The following is a 14,074-nucleotide window of genomic DNA, read 5'->3' on the forward strand; positions in this document are numbered from 1 at the left end:
CACCCGCCTCGACCCGCATCCCGGCGGCGGAGGCGCGGGGAAGGCGGCGCTCAGCTCTCGGGACGGATGCGGAGCGCGCGGGCGAGGGTATGCCGAGCTGACCGAGCGGTTCGTCGCGGATGCGATCGCGTCGGCCTCGCGTATGACCGAGCGCGGGCTCCTCCCCGCGGAGGAGCAACGCGTCAGGCCTCGTGCAGGTGACGGTCGAGCGTCATCCAGCTCTCCCGGCTGAGGCGGGCGGCGCCGTCGGTGTCGCCCGCGCGGAGGGAATCCACGATCGCGCGGTGCTGCTCCACGGATCCGCGGGCCGCGAGGGAGGCGAAGCGCTGGCGCTCGGCACGGCGGATGAGCGGAGTGGCCTGCTCGAGCACGTCCTCGATCATCCCGTTGCCGCTGAGCCCGGTGAGCACCGCGTGGAACGCGTCGTCGGAGCGCAGCGCCAGCTCGACGTCGCCCTCCGCCAGCGCCCGCGCGAAGTCGTCGTTCGCTGACTCCATCGCGGCGAGCGCTTCCGGAGTGACGGCCGGGCCGGCGAGGCGCGTGGCGAGCTCGTGCATGGCGGCGGCGATCTGCTGGGCGTCGCTGATGCTCTCGGCCGTGGCGGGGGTCACGATCGTCGCCCGGCCGGGCTTGGCCGAGACGAGGCCGACGCGGGCCAGCCGGAGCAGCGCCTCCCGGATCGGCGTCCGGCTGACCCCGAGCCAGGCCTCGAGCTCCTGGTCGCGGAGGCGCCCCCCAGTAGGCGCGCGAACCTGATGCCCCCACCGGCGCCGGAGAAGCCTCGCGCTCCTCGATGAGCGAGAGGACATAAGCTCGCACACGTGGCAGCCGGCGCAGTGATGTACAACTTCGCGATACAGCTGGCTGATGTGGACCGCGGCGTCTACGAGGACATCACGTTGCGGGCCGCTCGGCACCCCTCCGAGACCGACGCGTACATGATGACGCGCGTGCTCGCGTACTGCCTCGAATACGTGGAGGGGATCACCTTCAGCGAGGGGATCTCGTCGACAGCGACCGAGCCGGCGGTGCTGGTCCGCGATCTCACCGGCAGGCTGACCACGTGGATCGAGGTGGGCGCGCCGGACGCCGAGCGACTGCACTTCGGGAGCAAGCTGGCCGACCGCACGACGGTCTACACGCATCGCAACCCGGAGAAGGTGATCGCGGCGTGGTCCGGCAAGCGCGTCCACCAGCTCGAGCAGATCACCGTGCAGAGCTTCGACCAGGGGTTCCTGGATGCCGCGGTCGCGGTACTCGAGCGCCGCAACACGCTGACCGTGTCGGTCGTCGAGGGGCAGCTGTATCTCGAGTTCAACGGCGTGACGTCGAGCAGCGACATCCACGTGCATCAGCCGGGCTGAGCCGGCGCCGAGTGTCACGAGGTCCGTGTCCGGAAGACCGGTCGGAGGACACGATGAAGCATCCTCCGAAACGGCCCCTCGGGACGCACCCGGAGACGACGAGTTCCCGGCACCGTCCTGAGACGGTCCGGGCCCTCGGGCTCGCCGGGGCTGCGCGTCAGCGGCGCAGCGTGTGGCTCGGCTTCTCGTCGAAGCGCACCTGGTACGCGCTCGCGAAGCGGCCGAGGTTGCCGAAGCCCCACTCTCGGGCGACCGCGGCGACAGTGGTCGAGCAGGGGTCGCCGGCGACCAGGTCGGAGTGGGCGCGGTCCAGCCGCACGTCTCGCAGGTAGACCGACGGCGACACTCCGAGGTGCCGCTTCGTCGCCTGCTGCAGCGTGCGGGTGTGCAGTCCGGCCGCGCGGGCGGCGTCGGCCGGAGTGATCGGCTCGTGGGCGTGGTGCTGGAGGAAGTCGAGCGCCACCCGGGTGCGGGAGGCGGACGGGCGCCGCAGCACGGCCGGTACGTCCCACGCGCGCCACGGGAACAGCAGGAGCAGCACCCGGGCGAGGTCGAGCTCGGCGGTGAAGCGCACGAGCGGAGTGATCGCGGCCGTCGCGAGCGCGGCGCTCGCCTCCGTCACCGCGGCGCGCCAGCGGGCGAGGACGCCGGGGTCGGCGTCCGCCCCGTGGTCGAAGGAGACGGGCTGGCGGGGGCCGGCGTGCGTCTCGGTCGCGACGTCCTCGAGGAACCCTTGGGCGAAGTGGATGAGGTTCTGCCGGTGCGGCTCGAACTCGAGCCCGAACTGGCGCTCCGCGGGGAACAGGAACGGGGCTGAGAGCGCGCCGGTCCGGGTGAACGGCGGCAGGTTCAGGCGTCCGCCTCCGGCGCGGAACCAGCCGACGACGTACTCCTTCAGGTGGGGGACCTGGCCGGTGAGGGCGCCGGAGCAGTCGGAGGTGCGCAGGGTCACCCGGTCGCTGCCGCGGACGGCGTAGCGGTAGGAGAAGCCGCGCTGCAACGGAGCGACGCGGAACTCGCCTCCGCCGTACGCCTCGGAGTAGACGGCGGACGCGGCGGACGGATCGTCGCCGGAGGCTTCGTAGCGCCGGTCGGCCCGCTCGTCGCCCGCGAACGGGCTGCCGAGGGTGAAGGTCGACTCGCTCATGACGTCCGCCCGGGGCGGCGGCGGAGGGAGCAGTGCATGGGGACTTCTTCCGGGTTCGGGGTCCGTGCGCTCGGGGGGACGCACGAGGGGTACGGAATCAAGACGTGTCGAGGAGCCGGAATGTCACGAATCCCGTCTCGAGACGTCCCCCATCGGCGGCACTCGCAATCCGGCCAACGGATTCGGCGGCCCGTTGTCAAGGCTGGTAGTCATGCCGGACGGCGCCCCACACTGAGGGCATCGGCGCGCGGGGACACCGCGCGCGGGACCGCGGAGGAGGCGCTCATCGACGACGACCCCCTCCTGAACGCGTCCGACGCGACCCTCGCCGCGCGCGCCGTCGACGGCGACGTGCAGGCGTTCGAGCAGCTCGCCCGCCGCCACGGCGCCCTCATGCGCGTCTACGCCGCGAAGCTCCTCGGCTCCGAGGCGGAGTCCGAGGACGTGGTGCAGGAGGCGTTCCTCACCGGCTGGCGGCGTCTGGCCGATCTCGACAGCCCGGCGCACATCCGCAACTGGCTGATGCGCATCGTCACCCACAAGGCCATCGACCGGATCCGCGTCCGCCGCCGCCACGACGACATCGACGACTGGGATCCGCCCGCGCCGCCCGAGCACTCCCCCGAGCGCATCGTCGAGGCACGACTCCAGCTGGACGCGGTCTGGGAAGCGCTGGACCGATTGCCTGCTGATCAGCGACGCTGTTGGCTACTCCGCGAGACCGCCGGCTACAGCTACCAGGAGATCGCCGACGCTCTCGAACTCCCCGTCTCGACGGTCCGCGGCCTCCTCGCCCGGGCCCGTCGATTCCTGCTCCACGAATTGGAGGCATGGCGATGACCGACGACGCCGCCGTGCCCGAGGACGACCTCGACGGCCACACGCTCGAGGAGCTGGGCGAGTACCTCGACCGCGGCCGCGAGCCGCGCGACCCCTCGATCGAGAACTCCGCCGCGTGCCGGCTCGCTCTCGCGAACCTCACCCGCCTCACCGAGCTCTCGGCGCGGGCGCTGCGGCAGGAGGCCGACCGCGAGCCCGACCGCGACGAGGTCTGGATCGCCGGCCTGCTCGACGCGATCCGCTCCGAGGTGCGCTCCGGCCGCGACATCCCCGTCCGCCACCCCGACCCGACCCTCCGCCTGGCGCTCACCGAGGCGGCCGTGCGCGGGATGATCCGCCGCGCCGGCGACACGATGGGCGGCGTCATCATGGGCCGCTGCACCCTCGACGGCGACGTCTCGGCTCCCGGCGCCGTGGTGCGGATCGACGTGACCTGCGCCCTCGAGTTCGGCCTGCCGGTCGCCGTGGCCGCCGACCGCCTGCGCGAGCGCATCCGCTACGCCCTCGAGCGCCACACCGAGCTGACCGTCGGCGCGATCGACGTGACCGTCGACGACGTGTACCCCCACCGGGAGGAGCGGGAATGACCGACGACACCGAGCTCTCGCAGCGGCTGACCGCCGAGATCCGCGACATCGAGGGCGTCGCGGGGGTCTACCCCGCCCAGCCGATCGTCGAGGCCGCGGCCGACGCGCTCGCCGTGAAGCTGGACCTGCGGCAGCCCGACGTGCTGGTCGACATCGACCGGTCGGAGGGGTTCACCACGGTGAGCGCGCACATCGCCGCGTCCGCCGCACTGCCGGCCCCCGAGACGCTCCGGCTGGTGGGCGAGCGGATGCACGCGCTGCTCGCCGCCGACCCGTCGGTCTCGGGGCCGCTCGCCGTGAACGTGAAGGTGCGCCTCATCGAGGATTCGGGGCGCGCCGAGCACTGAGCGGGGCCGCCGCCGCCCCCCTCCCGCGAGAGGCAACCCGAGTACCTCGCGCGGCGTGCCGCGTACCGAGGTGGCGTCTCGCGGAAGGGATCAGGGGCAGCCCGTCCGGGTCAGCAGGAGACGAGGCGGTCGAAGCGGGACGCGACTCCCGAGCTGTCGCTGAACTTGCGGTTGATGACGCTCATCGTGTTGCAGCCGCTGTCCGGGCCGTTCTTCCAGATGACCTTGACGTTGCTCGCCTGGTCGCAGTGCCACCACGCCGTGACCTGCGCGCGACCCAGGGAGTCGCGCTGCGAGCGGACCTCGTAGCAGTTGCCCGGGCCGCCGTTCTGGTAGACGAGCTACCCGGCGGAGGCGGGGGTAGCGACGGCGACGGCCCCTCCGAGGGCGAGGGCGATCGCGGCGAGCGTGGCCGTGAGACGACGGTGCATGGCGTTCTCCTTCGAACGGGCGATCGGAGGCGACGGCGGCCGCCCCTCTGCCAGCACCCTGGACCCGGCCCGGCCGAGCCCGGTCGTGAGCTTTCGTGCCGGAGATCACCCCGCCTGGAGGGTGGGGGGAGAGCGAGTACTCCTCACTAGCGTCGAGGCGCGTGCAGCTGCGCGCCCCTTCGACGCAGAGGACTCGCCATGCCTTCACGACTCCTCGACCGGCCGCGACTCGCCCTCGCCCTCGCGGCCCTGTGCCTCGGAGTGCTGGCGGCGACACCCCCGCAGGCGGTCGCCGCCCTCGCACCGGCGTCCACGACTCCGACCGCCTCGTCCGCCGGCCAGGCCGTCACGGCGGCACCCGCCGACGCCCCGGGCTGGACCACGCTCCTGCGCGACGACTTCACCGGGCCGGCGGGGGCGCCGGTCGGGAGCCAGTGGGAGCACGAGGTCGGCACCTGGGGCACCGGGGCGGTCGACCGCACGACCGCGTCGACGGCGAACGTCTTCCTCACGGGCGGCGGCGCTCTGGGGATCCGCGCCCTCCGCGACTCCGCCGGAGCATGGACCTCCGGACGGATCGTCACCGCCGACAAGTCGTTCTCGGCGCCGGCGGGCGGCCGACTGCTGATGACCGCCTCGATCCAGCTGCCGGACGTCGCGCAGGCCACCGGGTACTGGCCCGCCTTCTGGGCTCTCGGGCGGGACGCGAACGCCGTCATCGACTGGCCCGCGACCGGCGAGTTCGACATGCTCGAGGCCGTCAACGGCACCGCCCAGGTGATCCAGACGCTGCACTGCGGAGTGCCGGACGGCGGCCCCTGCGACGAGCCCGCCGGCCGGACGAGCGGGATGCTGGACTGCGCGTCCTGCGTGACGGGGTTCCACCGCTACTCCGCCCTGCTCGACCGGACCGTGCCCGGCGACGAGCGCGTGGAGTTCCTCGTCGACGGCGTCACCCGGCACGTGGTGCGGGAGTCGGAGGTGGGGACGGCCGCATGGCAGGCCGCGGTCCCGAACGACGTGCTGCTGATCCTGAACCTCGCCATCGGGGGCGGCCTGCCGAACGGCGTGTGCGGGTGCGACAGTGCAGCCGCTCCGAAGAGCTCCGGCGGGACGATGCTCGTCGACCACGTCGCGGTCTACCGGTCCGACGCGGCGCCGGCTCCGGTCGTCGTCGGAACCGCCGCGGTGGGCGCGACACTGTCCTCCTCCGCCGGTCTGACGGGACCGCTCATGCACCGCTGGGCGGCGGGAGGCGTCGACATCGCGGGTGTGACGGGTCCGGATCTCGTGGTCCCCTCCTCCGCGGTCGGCAAGCGGGTGACCGTGACGGTGAGCGCCGCCGACGGCTCCGGCCCGACGACCTCGCAGCCGACCGCACCGGTCGCCGCCGGCACCCTCGGCACCGCGACGCCGACCGTCACGGGCACGGCCCGAGTCGGAGCGGTGCTCACGGCAGCCCCGGGTCCGTGGACGCCGACTCCCGTCAACCTCACCTACCGGTGGAAGGCGGACGGCGCGGCCATCGCGGGAGCGACGTCGCCGCGGTTCACGCTCACGAAGGCTCAGGCGGGGAAGCGGATCACGCTGACCGTCACCGGGACGAAGACCGGCTACTCCACCGCGAGCCGGACCTCCGCGGCGACGGCGGTCGTGGGACGGTGACGGGCGCGGGCTGTCCCCCGCCCGCCACCGTGTCTCAGACCTCGCGCTTGCGGCGAGGAGCGATGCGCAGGACGGCGGTCCCCGCAGCGATGAGGGCGAAGGCCGCGAGTGCCAGCCAGACCGAGTCGAACCCGGTCATGGCGAGCGTTCCGGCACCGACTCCGGCTCCGGCGGCTGTTCCGATGTGGTTGTACATGTCTCTCTCTCTGTTTCACCAGTCGCGCCGACGGCGTGTCAGCGCATCCAGGTAGGCCTTGGTGTGGACGACCTGCAGGAACAGGTCGACGACGAGCTCGTACATCGACGCGGCGGCGAGCATGTACCGCCAGCCGCGGTCGCGGACCGTCACGATCCGCTCGACGACGAAGATCGCGGTGACGGCCAGCCAGAACGGCTGGAGGCTCAGCTCGCCCCAGCCGACGGCGTAGACGATCGTGGCCAGGTAGACGTAGGTGATGATGCAGCCGAGCATCGTGAGCAGCTGGCGCCCCCAGTAGGGAGCCGTGACCCGCGTGAAGCCGTACTGCACGCAGTTCTCGACCGCTCCGCGCTTCCAGCGCAGGCGCTGACGCCACAGGTCTCCCCAGGTCGGCATGACCTCGGTGACGAGGGTGCAGCCGGCGGGGCTCAGCACGTCGTAGCCGAGGTGGCGGATCGCGAACGTGAGCTCGTTGTCCTCGGTGAGGACCGTGGTGTCGTAGATGCCGCCGATGCCGTCTCCGGAGGGGAGGGAGCCGGCCAGGCGGGCCGCGCTGATGCGGCGCATCACGGCGACCTGGAGCACGGCCGCGGTGCCCGTGACGACCAGGCACTTCCCGTTCAGGCGGCGCACGTCGCGGGCGTAGCGCGCGTACTCGTTGCGCTGGAGGTGGCCGACGAAGCCGCCGCCCTCGCCGCCGCGGAACACTCCTCCGACCGCGCCGATGCCGCCGTGCAGCCTGCCGCGGGCGATCTCGAGGAACCCGGGGTCGAGCGCGGAGTCGGCGTCCTGCACGAGCACCAGGTCGTCGTCCTGCAGCCCCGGGAGGACCTCGGCGAGGAACTGGTTGAGGCCGCCCGCCTTCTTGTGGCTGTTCCCGACGGTGACGAAGACCTCGGCGCCGTGCGCGAGAGCGATCTCGACCGTGGCGTCGGTGCAGTTGTCGGCGATGACGACGATCCGGTCCGGCGGCCAGGTCTGCCGGCGCAGGCCCTCGATCGCCGCGGCGATCCCGGCCTCCTCGTTGTGGGCGGGGAGGGCGGCGACCAGGTCGCCGATGCGCGACGAAGCGCGGCGGCCGCTGCGGGGGCGGGTGCCGGCGATCGGGGTGGATGCCGGAGGGAGCCGGTCGGCGTCGACGGCGGGGAGCACGGTGCGCTCGAGGACTGCAGTGGGGGCCGGCGGACGCTCGAGCAGCGCGGTCGCGGCGGCCGGACGCTCCAGGAGCGCGGTCGCGGCGGTCGGACGCTCCGGGACGGCGGTCGCGGCGGCCGGATACTCCAGGACAGCGGCCGTCGCGGCCGGAAACGCGGTCGGCGCAGCCCGACACTCCAGGACAGCGGCCGGCACGACCGGTCGCTCGACCACCGCGGACGGGGCGGCCGGACGCTCCAGCACCGCGGTCGGGGCGGCGGGAACCGTCACCGCTCCGGCAGGCGTCGCGGACGCGAGGCGGCGCGGAGCGGAGACCCGTTCGCGCCCGGAGCGGGCGGCACGGCGTCCAGAGAGCGGGCGCGAGGCCGTCTCGTCGTGCGCCTCCCAGGTCGCCCGGCGACGGGGAGCCGTCGGCTCGTCCGCGCCGTGGCCGGGCTGCGTGCTCATGACTGTTCCTCTCCGCGGCCGGGGGCCGATGTGCGCCCGCGCGGAACGGAGGTCGTCGCCGGGGTGGGCGCGACCCGAGTGAGGAACGGCGTCCGACGGGGGGATCGGAGCAGGGCCTGACAGAGGACAGCATCGGGGGGTGCTGCGATCAACCTAGGGGCACGGAGATGATGGAAGCAAGCAAAATTTGTCACCCTAAAGGGGCCGAACAAGGTCCTTGCGGCTTCTTTGTCTTCGTCGTAGTTGATCCTCGCCTCGCTGAGCCTCCTCCACACCCGGCGCACCCCTGTCCGCTCGGCCCCGCGGCGGGCCGTTCGGGGGTCGGCGGCGCTCTTGTGCGCCGAGCCGCCGGGGTCCACCATCGAGCGACGGCCCCCGCCCGGGGCGGCCGCACCCGACGGGTCAGGGGCGCCATGCGGTCGCGAGGTCTGCTCTTCTGCCTGATCCCGCCGATCCTCTGGGGCGGCATGCTGCCGGTCGCGGACAGCATCGCGGCGACGGTCGACTCCTTCTTCATGACCCTCATCCGCTACACCGCCGCCGCGGTCGTCCTCGCCCTGCTGCTCGCCCGGGCGGAAGGGCTCCGCGCCTTCCGGCTCGACGGCCGCGGGTGGCGGCTGGCACTGCTCGGCGCCTCCGGATTCGCCGGCTTCGGCCTGCTCGCCTTCACGGCTCTGCGGTTCACCTCGGCCCCGAACGTCAGCCTGATGATGGGGATGATGCCCGCGATCGGCGCGGTGCTCGCGAGCATCGGCGCGCGTCGCCTGCCTCCTGCCGCCACCGTCGGCTGCATCCTGCTCGCGCTCGCTGGAGTCGCGCTCGTCGTCACCCGCGGCGACGTCGCCCTCCTCCTCGACGGCGAGCTGGGGTTCGGCGAGCTGCTCGCCCTGCTCGGAGCGATCTGCTGGGTCGTCTACACGCGCGGAGCCGCGGCGTTCCCCGGCTGGTCGGCGCTGCGGTACTCGACGCTCACCACCGCGCTCGGCTGCCCCTCGATCGCCGTCGCGGTCGCCGTGGCGACGGCCACCGGCTCCGCGCACCCGCCGACCGGTGCCGAGGTGCTCGCGGCCTGGCCGCAGCTGGCCTACCTGATCCTGCTGGCCGGAGTCGTCGCCGTGCTGCTGTGGAACACGGGCATCAAGCTGCTCGGCGCCCTCAACGGCACGCTCTTCCAGAACCTCGTCCCGGTCACGACCTTCGCGATCAGCATGGCGGGCGGCTACCGGCCGGGGCCCGTCGCCCTGCTCGGCGCGGCCATCGTCGTGACGGCGCTGCTGCTCAACAACTGGGCGACGCGGCGCGCGGCCGCGGTCGCCGCGCGTCCCGCGGCGGTGCCGGCTCCGGTGCGCTGAGCGCACCGCGGGAGCCTCCCGCTCGGGGCGGTCACTGGTCGGAGTTGCCGGCCCAGCGGACGGAGCCCTGCGCCTCCTCCTTGCTGATCGGGGACACTGTGCGGCAGTGCGAGCACTCGAGCAGGTAGCGGGTCGAGACGGTCAGGACGGGGACGAAGAAGAGCGAGAGGCGCGTCCGGCGGCGGAGGATCCGCTGCTCGTCGCGCTGCCCGCAGACGCGGCAGACGAAGACGAGCGTCCGGAGGAGGTCCTCGACGGCTCGAGTCCCGAAGATGAGGAGCATGCGTCCGAGCGTAGGGAGCAGGGCGCGCTCCACGGAGGGGGTTGCCGGGGCGCCGTCGCCGCGTAGCGCCGGGCGCAGACGACCACGGCGAGCGCTGTCTCGAGCAGGTCGCCTCCGTAAAACAGCAGGAGCGCCGCCTGGCGTCCGGTCTCGTCCGGCGCCTCCGCGTAGAGCACGGTCGCGAGCAGCCCGTGCGTGGCGATGCCCGCTCCGAGCACACCCAGGCGCAGGCCGAACGGGGCGCGGTGCGGGTTCGGATCGACTCCGGCGAGCGCCGCCGTCAGCAGGCAGCCGCTGAGCAGGAAGTGCAGGCCGAGTGCGAGGTGCAGCAGCGGGTCGGCGTGCGCGGCGGCGAGCAGCCCGGTCGCGTGCACGAGCCAGAGGGAGCCCGTCGAGAGCAGGAGCGCCGTCATCGGGTGGGCGAGGAGACGGGCCGGGCGGCTCCGGAGCAGCCGCGAGAGCCGTCGGGCCGCGGTGACGTCGAGCGCGCGCAGGGCCAGGGTGACGGGGGCCGAGAGCACCAGGAGGAGCGGCGCGAGCATCCCGAGGACCAGGTGCGTCAGCATCGCCCCGCGCGGATCCGCGTGCGACCACTCCGCGAGCGGACCCGCGAAGCAGAGCGCCGCGGTCGCGAGCCCGCCGAGGAGCAGGGCGGTGCGGTGCAGCGGCCATGGCCGTCCGCGCCGCCGCTCGAGTGCCGCGGCGCCCCCTCCGAGCGCCGCCGCCGCGGCCAGCGGGACCAGGAGCAGCAGGCCCGGGTCGAGCAGGGAGTGGTCGGCGTTCGGGGTCACGCCGTCGCGCGCCGTCGCCGAGGCAGGAGAAGGAGCCCCGCCGCGAGCAGCACCGCTCCCGAGGCGATCCAGGCGGAGTCGTAGAGCAGCAGGTCGACGTCGTAGCGCACCTGGTGCACCCGGAGCAGCTTGTGGTCCACGACTCCGTCCTACAGCTGGAACAGCCCCGCCCCCGTGAGCCCCGCGGCCCACGCCGTGCGCGGACGCAGAGCGGATCGGCGCCGGGCGTCGGCGAGCAGGAAGCCGCCGCCGACGAGTGCGAGGATCTCGGCCGCGTGCAGCAGCCCGTCCGAGAGCAGGCCGATCGCCGGAGTGGAGCGGTCGTAGAAGTGGTGCCAGGCGAGGATCTGGTGGAAGACGATCTCGTCGACGGCCGCCAGGAGGCCGACTCCGATCAGGAAGGCGCCCTGGAACGCCCTGTCGCCGCGGAGTCCCCGACGCCGCATCCGGTCCCCTCCCGATCGAGTGCCGGGGCCCCGGGATCCCGAGACCCCCGCGCCTCCTCCCGAGGCCCCGCCACCAGGGAAGCGGACGCCCGGATCGCGGCCTAGAGGGTTGACTCCTCGCGCCCGCGCCGGTCGTGCTGCCCCTCCGCTACGGGCTGGGCCGACGAGGCGCAACCCCGCGCGAGGGGCGCTCCCGTTCGGGAGAGTGGAGGCATGCAGCAGCTGACCTACGCCTCCAAGAGCTTCGTGACGACCGACGCCGTGACCGAGGCCCTCCTCGACCTGGTGACCGCGATCGACCGCCAGGAGCACTCCGAAGCGGTCACGGTCCCGGCGTTCACCGAGGACGGCGAGCTCATCGAGGCGAAGATGACGCTCGACGCGAGCAGCGAGCTCGTCGCCGTCCCCGTCGAGGTCTCCATCAAGGACGAGGAGTCGACCACCGGCGCCGTCGAGGCCGCCGTCGAGGACATCCGCTCCCGCATCAAGAGCAACCGCGCCACGATCGCGCGCCCCGTGATCGACGAGGACCCGGAGCCCTACAACTACGAGGAGTTCTGAGCCGCGCCTGCGGGCCTCCACGCATCCGCACCTCCGCACTGAGGTGCCCGGATCTGCTCGTGACACACCGGAGCGGCCGGCCGATCCGGGCACCTCAGCGCCGGTCCACGAGCTGCGCCTCTTGACCGGCGGCGCAGCAGGGAGTCGGATGAGGGCGTGCGCGCGCTGATCCCCGTCTCCGATCCGTGGTCCGTCGACGGGAGCGGGCGGACGGACGACGGGCCCGTCGACGACCTCTCGGTCCGCGCCGAGCGGGACGGCGGCTCGTACTCGGTCCGCACGCTGCGGCTGACCGGTGTCCGCCTCGGGCCGCGCGGCTCGGTGCACGGAGTGGTCACCGACCCGGTCGCGACGGCCGCGCTCGCGATCGGCTCGCTCCTCCTCTCGGTGATCCCCGCCGGCCTGCCCGGGGACCGGACGCGAGCGGCGATGGTGGCGGCGGAGGCGCGGGCCCAGGAGCTGGCCGCCGACCGGCCCGCGTGGGACGTGAGCGCCCTCCCCCTCGAAGGGATCGACTACGCGCTCTTCACCCGGACCCTGCCCGAGGGCGCCGTCGCGCACGCCGACCTCGGCTGGGCCGTCGTCGCGCTGTGGAGCACAGGCCTGCTCCCCCGGGGTCCCTTCCACCTGCTCGACATCCCCGACGAGCCCGTCCAGCGCTGAGTCGCCCGGATCGGCTCGCGACACACCGCAGCGGGGAGCCGATCCGGGCGACTCAGCGAACGGGTCAGCGCACTCAGCGCGGGGTCACGCGCCCGCGACCGTGGAGCCGCGCACCAGCAGCTCGGTCGGCAGCAGCGTCACGCGCTGCACCTCCTCGCCGGCCAGGAGTCGCACCAGCACGTCCGCCATCGCCTCGCCGAGGCCCGTGGAGGGCTGGCGCACCGTGGTGAGGCGCGGCTCGCTCGCCTCGGCGAAGTAGTCGCCGTCGAATCCCGCGAGCGCGATGTCGCCCGGCACCGTGAGGCCGCGCTCGCGCAGCGCCGTCAGGGCGCCCGACGCCATCTGGTCGTTGGAGGCGAAGACCGCGTCGATCGGCCGGCCGGAGTCGAGCAGGCGGCGCATCGCGGTCGCGCCGTCCTCGGGCGAGTAGTCGCCGTACTCGACGAGCGAGTCGTCGAGGCCCGCGGCGGTGACGGCCGAGCGCCAGCCGGACAGGCGGTCGATCGCGGCGGGCATGTCCTGGCGGCTCGCGATCATCGCGGGGGCCGTGCGGCCGAGGCCCAGGAGGTGCTCGGTGACCGTGCGCGCCGCTCCGGTGTTGTCGACGTCGACGAAGTAGCTGCCGCCCTCCTCCGTCAGCGGCCGCCCGCCGAAGACCACGGGGAGGGAGGCGCCGAGCTGCGCGTAGGAGTGGTCGCCGCTGTGGTGCGAGACGACGAGCGCGCCGTCGACGTTGCCGCCGAGCAGGTAGCGCCGCGTCTTCTCGGGAGCCGCCTCCGACGCGATCACGATGGTGAGCGTGTACTCGGTGCCGGCGAAGGCCATCGCGGCGCCCTGCACCACTGAGGCGAGGAACGGATCCGCGAACACCTTCGCCGCCGACTCCGGCACCACGAGCGCGACGGTCTGCGTGCGGCGGCTGGCGAGGGAGCGCGCGGCGCGGTTGGGCACGTAGCCGAGCTGCTCGATCGCGGCGAGCACGGCCGTCCGGGCGCCGTCCTTCACGCGCGGGGAGTCGTTGACGACCCGGCTGACCGTCGCGCGGGAGACTCCGGCCAGCGCGGCGACGGCTTCGAGGGTCGGGGCGGCCGAGGCGGTGTCGTGGGTCATGCGGGCCTTCCTCGCGGGTGCCTCCGAGGCTAGCCGAGCGCCGGAGGAGCGGGCTCGTGCGGGGCGTCCGCGGCGTGAAGTGGCGCGGATCGCGGCCATTCGGGGGTGATGCGGGGCGGCGGACCGGGCCGGCGGAGTGAGTCCGCGGCCTGCGAGGGCGCGGATAGCGGCCGTTCGGGGTGGCGCCGGGCGGTCGGGGCGCCGCCTCGGCGATCACCGGCGCGACCGGCGCACGGCGATCGGTCGCGCACTGGCGGAGGCAGGCAGCCTCGCGCCCGTCAGCGCCCGCGGCGGAAGCGCGCGAGGAGGCTCCGGAGCCGCTCGGCCTGCCGGTCGGTGAAGTCGTTCGACAGCCGGAACGCCTCGTTCGTCGGGTCCGCCCCGTTCGCGACATCGCGGATGGCGCGCAGCGCCTGCTCCGACGGCGTCGGCCCGTCCCCCGGACGCGGCTCCGACGGCCCGCTCGAGGGGTCCTCGTCGCGCCGGTCCTTCGGCTCCATGTCGCCTCCTCTGCGCCAGCCTAGGCGGCGGGAGGTCGGGCCAGGAGGCCCGAACGGGGCGTGATCGGCGGGATCCTGCGCGGCAGTGGTCGGGATGCTCCGAGCACGACGACCGGTCGGGTCGCGAACCCGCCGGCCGCTCGTCCCGGGCGGCAACTTCCTCGCCAACGCCTCGCAGGTGCTGAC

At 73.8% G+C, this 14,074-nt stretch carries 16 protein-coding genes and 2 pseudogenes; 8 read left to right on the forward strand and 10 right to left on the reverse strand.

The window, feature by feature from the left end; genetic code table 11:
- Positions 1-182: 182 nt before the first annotated feature.
- Positions 183-611, reverse strand: a complete 429-nt coding sequence (locus C5C25_RS09860) for a GntR family transcriptional regulator (protein ID WP_258069384.1) — start codon at positions 609-611, stop codon at positions 183-185.
- 9 nt (positions 612-620) lie between these two features.
- A pseudogene (locus tag C5C25_RS16990) lies at positions 621-809 on the reverse strand (GntR family transcriptional regulator); the annotation flags it as partial.
- 12 nt (positions 810-821) lie between these two features.
- Between C5C25_RS16990 and C5C25_RS09865 the strand changes: the two are divergent.
- The gene (locus tag C5C25_RS09865) at positions 822-1,364 is read left to right on the forward strand and encodes a YaeQ family protein (protein ID WP_104250497.1); all 543 of its coding nucleotides are present in this window, start codon (positions 822-824) and stop codon (positions 1,362-1,364) included.
- 157 nt (positions 1,365-1,521) lie between these two features.
- Here C5C25_RS09865 and C5C25_RS09870 read toward each other — a convergent pair whose 3' ends face one another.
- Positions 1,522-2,511, reverse strand: coding sequence for a helix-turn-helix transcriptional regulator (locus C5C25_RS09870; RefSeq protein WP_104250498.1), 990 nt, complete (start codon positions 2,509-2,511; stop codon positions 1,522-1,524).
- A 351-nt stretch (positions 2,512-2,862) separates the two neighbouring features.
- Between C5C25_RS09870 and C5C25_RS09875 the strand changes: the two genes are divergently transcribed.
- From C5C25_RS09875 to C5C25_RS09890, 4 genes are all read left to right on the forward strand, one after another.
- A complete protein-coding gene (locus C5C25_RS09875; protein ID WP_244248147.1) occupies positions 2,863-3,351 on the forward strand; it encodes an RNA polymerase sigma factor in 489 nt (162 codons plus the stop codon).
- Positions 3,348-3,938 carry an Asp23/Gls24 family envelope stress response protein gene (locus C5C25_RS09880; protein WP_146076902.1) on the forward strand — a complete coding sequence of 197 codons (591 nt, stop codon included), beginning with the start codon at positions 3,348-3,350 and terminating at the stop codon, positions 3,936-3,938. The genes C5C25_RS09875 and C5C25_RS09880 overlap by 4 nt, the downstream gene beginning before the upstream one ends.
- Positions 3,935-4,285 carry a hypothetical protein gene (locus C5C25_RS09885; protein ID WP_104223972.1) on the forward strand — a complete coding sequence of 117 codons (351 nt, stop codon included), beginning with the start codon at positions 3,935-3,937 and terminating at the stop codon, positions 4,283-4,285. Before C5C25_RS09880 ends, C5C25_RS09885 begins: the two co-directional genes overlap by 4 nt.
- Before the next feature lie 629 nt (positions 4,286-4,914).
- Entirely contained in the window at positions 4,915-6,381 is a 1,467-nt protein-coding gene (locus C5C25_RS09890; protein WP_104250499.1) for a family 16 glycosylhydrolase, read from the forward strand.
- 34 nt (positions 6,382-6,415) lie between these two features.
- On the opposite strand, the gene C5C25_RS16535 is transcribed toward C5C25_RS09890, so the two are convergent.
- On the reverse strand, positions 6,416-6,577 hold the full coding sequence (locus C5C25_RS16535) for a hypothetical protein (RefSeq protein WP_167305255.1): 162 nt from the start codon (positions 6,575-6,577) through the stop codon (positions 6,416-6,418).
- Between the two features lie 15 nt (positions 6,578-6,592).
- Complete coding sequence (locus tag C5C25_RS09895; protein WP_104250500.1) at positions 6,593-8,182, reverse strand: glycosyltransferase family 2 protein; 1,590 nt, start codon at positions 8,180-8,182, stop codon at positions 6,593-6,595.
- 413 nt (positions 8,183-8,595) lie between these two features.
- On the opposite strand from C5C25_RS09895, the gene C5C25_RS09900 reads away from it, so the two are divergent.
- The gene (locus tag C5C25_RS09900; protein WP_104309181.1) at positions 8,596-9,534 is read left to right on the forward strand and encodes a DMT family transporter; all 939 of its coding nucleotides are present in this window, start codon (positions 8,596-8,598) and stop codon (positions 9,532-9,534) included.
- A gap of 31 nt (positions 9,535-9,565) precedes the next feature.
- Here C5C25_RS09900 and C5C25_RS16995 read toward each other — a convergent pair whose 3' ends face one another.
- From C5C25_RS16995 to C5C25_RS09915, 3 genes and pseudogenes are all read right to left on the reverse strand, one after another.
- Positions 9,566-9,724 (reverse strand): hypothetical protein, encoded by a 159-nt coding sequence (locus C5C25_RS16995; protein ID WP_374953052.1) that lies wholly within the window; start codon positions 9,722-9,724, stop codon positions 9,566-9,568.
- Positions 9,676-10,608 carry a cytochrome c oxidase assembly protein gene (locus tag C5C25_RS09910; RefSeq protein ID WP_104250502.1) on the reverse strand — a complete coding sequence of 311 codons (933 nt, stop codon included), beginning with the start codon at positions 10,606-10,608 and terminating at the stop codon, positions 9,676-9,678. Before C5C25_RS09910 ends, C5C25_RS16995 begins: the two co-directional genes overlap by 49 nt.
- Positions 10,605-11,054: pseudogene (locus tag C5C25_RS09915) on the reverse strand (DUF2243 domain-containing protein). The gene C5C25_RS09910 and the pseudogene C5C25_RS09915 overlap by 4 nt, the downstream one beginning before the upstream one ends.
- A gap of 213 nt (positions 11,055-11,267) precedes the next feature.
- On the opposite strand from C5C25_RS09915, the gene C5C25_RS09920 reads away from it, so the two are divergent.
- Together C5C25_RS09920 and C5C25_RS09925 are read left to right on the forward strand one after the other, a co-directional pair.
- Positions 11,268-11,615, forward strand: a complete 348-nt coding sequence (locus tag C5C25_RS09920; RefSeq protein WP_104223965.1) for a hypothetical protein — start codon at positions 11,268-11,270, stop codon at positions 11,613-11,615.
- Between the two features lie 156 nt (positions 11,616-11,771).
- Positions 11,772-12,278: a hypothetical protein gene (locus tag C5C25_RS09925; protein WP_104250503.1), complete on the forward strand. Its 507-nt coding sequence runs from the start codon at positions 11,772-11,774 to the stop codon at positions 12,276-12,278.
- Positions 12,279-12,362: 84 nt separating this feature from the next.
- Here the strand turns inward: C5C25_RS09925 and C5C25_RS09930 are convergent, their stop codons facing one another.
- Positions 12,363-13,388, reverse strand: coding sequence for a LacI family DNA-binding transcriptional regulator (locus tag C5C25_RS09930; RefSeq protein WP_104250504.1), 1,026 nt, complete (start codon positions 13,386-13,388; stop codon positions 12,363-12,365).
- A gap of 278 nt (positions 13,389-13,666) precedes the next feature.
- Positions 13,667-13,888 carry a hypothetical protein gene (locus C5C25_RS09935; protein ID WP_104232942.1) on the reverse strand — a complete coding sequence of 74 codons (222 nt, stop codon included), beginning with the start codon at positions 13,886-13,888 and terminating at the stop codon, positions 13,667-13,669.
- Positions 13,889-14,074 lie beyond the last annotated feature (186 nt).

This window comes from Rathayibacter sp. AY2B9 (genome assembly GCF_002931595.1).
Taxonomy (GTDB): Bacteria; Actinomycetota; Actinomycetes; order Actinomycetales; family Microbacteriaceae; genus Rathayibacter.

Coding starts and splice junctions, on each gene's coding strand:
- C5C25_RS09900 (WP_104309181.1), top strand. CDS start 8,596: ATGCGGTCGCGAGGTCTGCTCTTCTGCCTGATCCCGCCGATCCTCTGG.
- C5C25_RS09920 (WP_104223965.1), top strand. CDS start 11,268: ATGCAGCAGCTGACCTACGCCTCCAAGAGCTTCGTGACGACCGACGCC.
- C5C25_RS09895 (WP_104250500.1), bottom strand. CDS start 8,182: ATGAGCACGCAGCCCGGCCACGGCGCGGACGAGCCGACGGCTCCCCGT.
- C5C25_RS09935 (WP_104232942.1), bottom strand. CDS start 13,888: ATGGAGCCGAAGGACCGGCGCGACGAGGACCCCTCGAGCGGGCCGTCG.
- C5C25_RS09885 (WP_104223972.1), top strand. CDS start 3,935: ATGACCGACGACACCGAGCTCTCGCAGCGGCTGACCGCCGAGATCCGC.
- C5C25_RS16535 (WP_167305255.1), bottom strand. CDS start 6,577: ATGTACAACCACATCGGAACAGCCGCCGGAGCCGGAGTCGGTGCCGGA.
- C5C25_RS09930 (WP_104250504.1), bottom strand. CDS start 13,388: ATGACCCACGACACCGCCTCGGCCGCCCCGACCCTCGAAGCCGTCGCC.
- C5C25_RS09890 (WP_104250499.1), top strand. CDS start 4,915: ATGCCTTCACGACTCCTCGACCGGCCGCGACTCGCCCTCGCCCTCGCG.
- C5C25_RS09880 (WP_146076902.1), top strand. CDS start 3,348: ATGACCGACGACGCCGCCGTGCCCGAGGACGACCTCGACGGCCACACG.
- C5C25_RS09870 (WP_104250498.1), bottom strand. CDS start 2,511: ATGAGCGAGTCGACCTTCACCCTCGGCAGCCCGTTCGCGGGCGACGAG.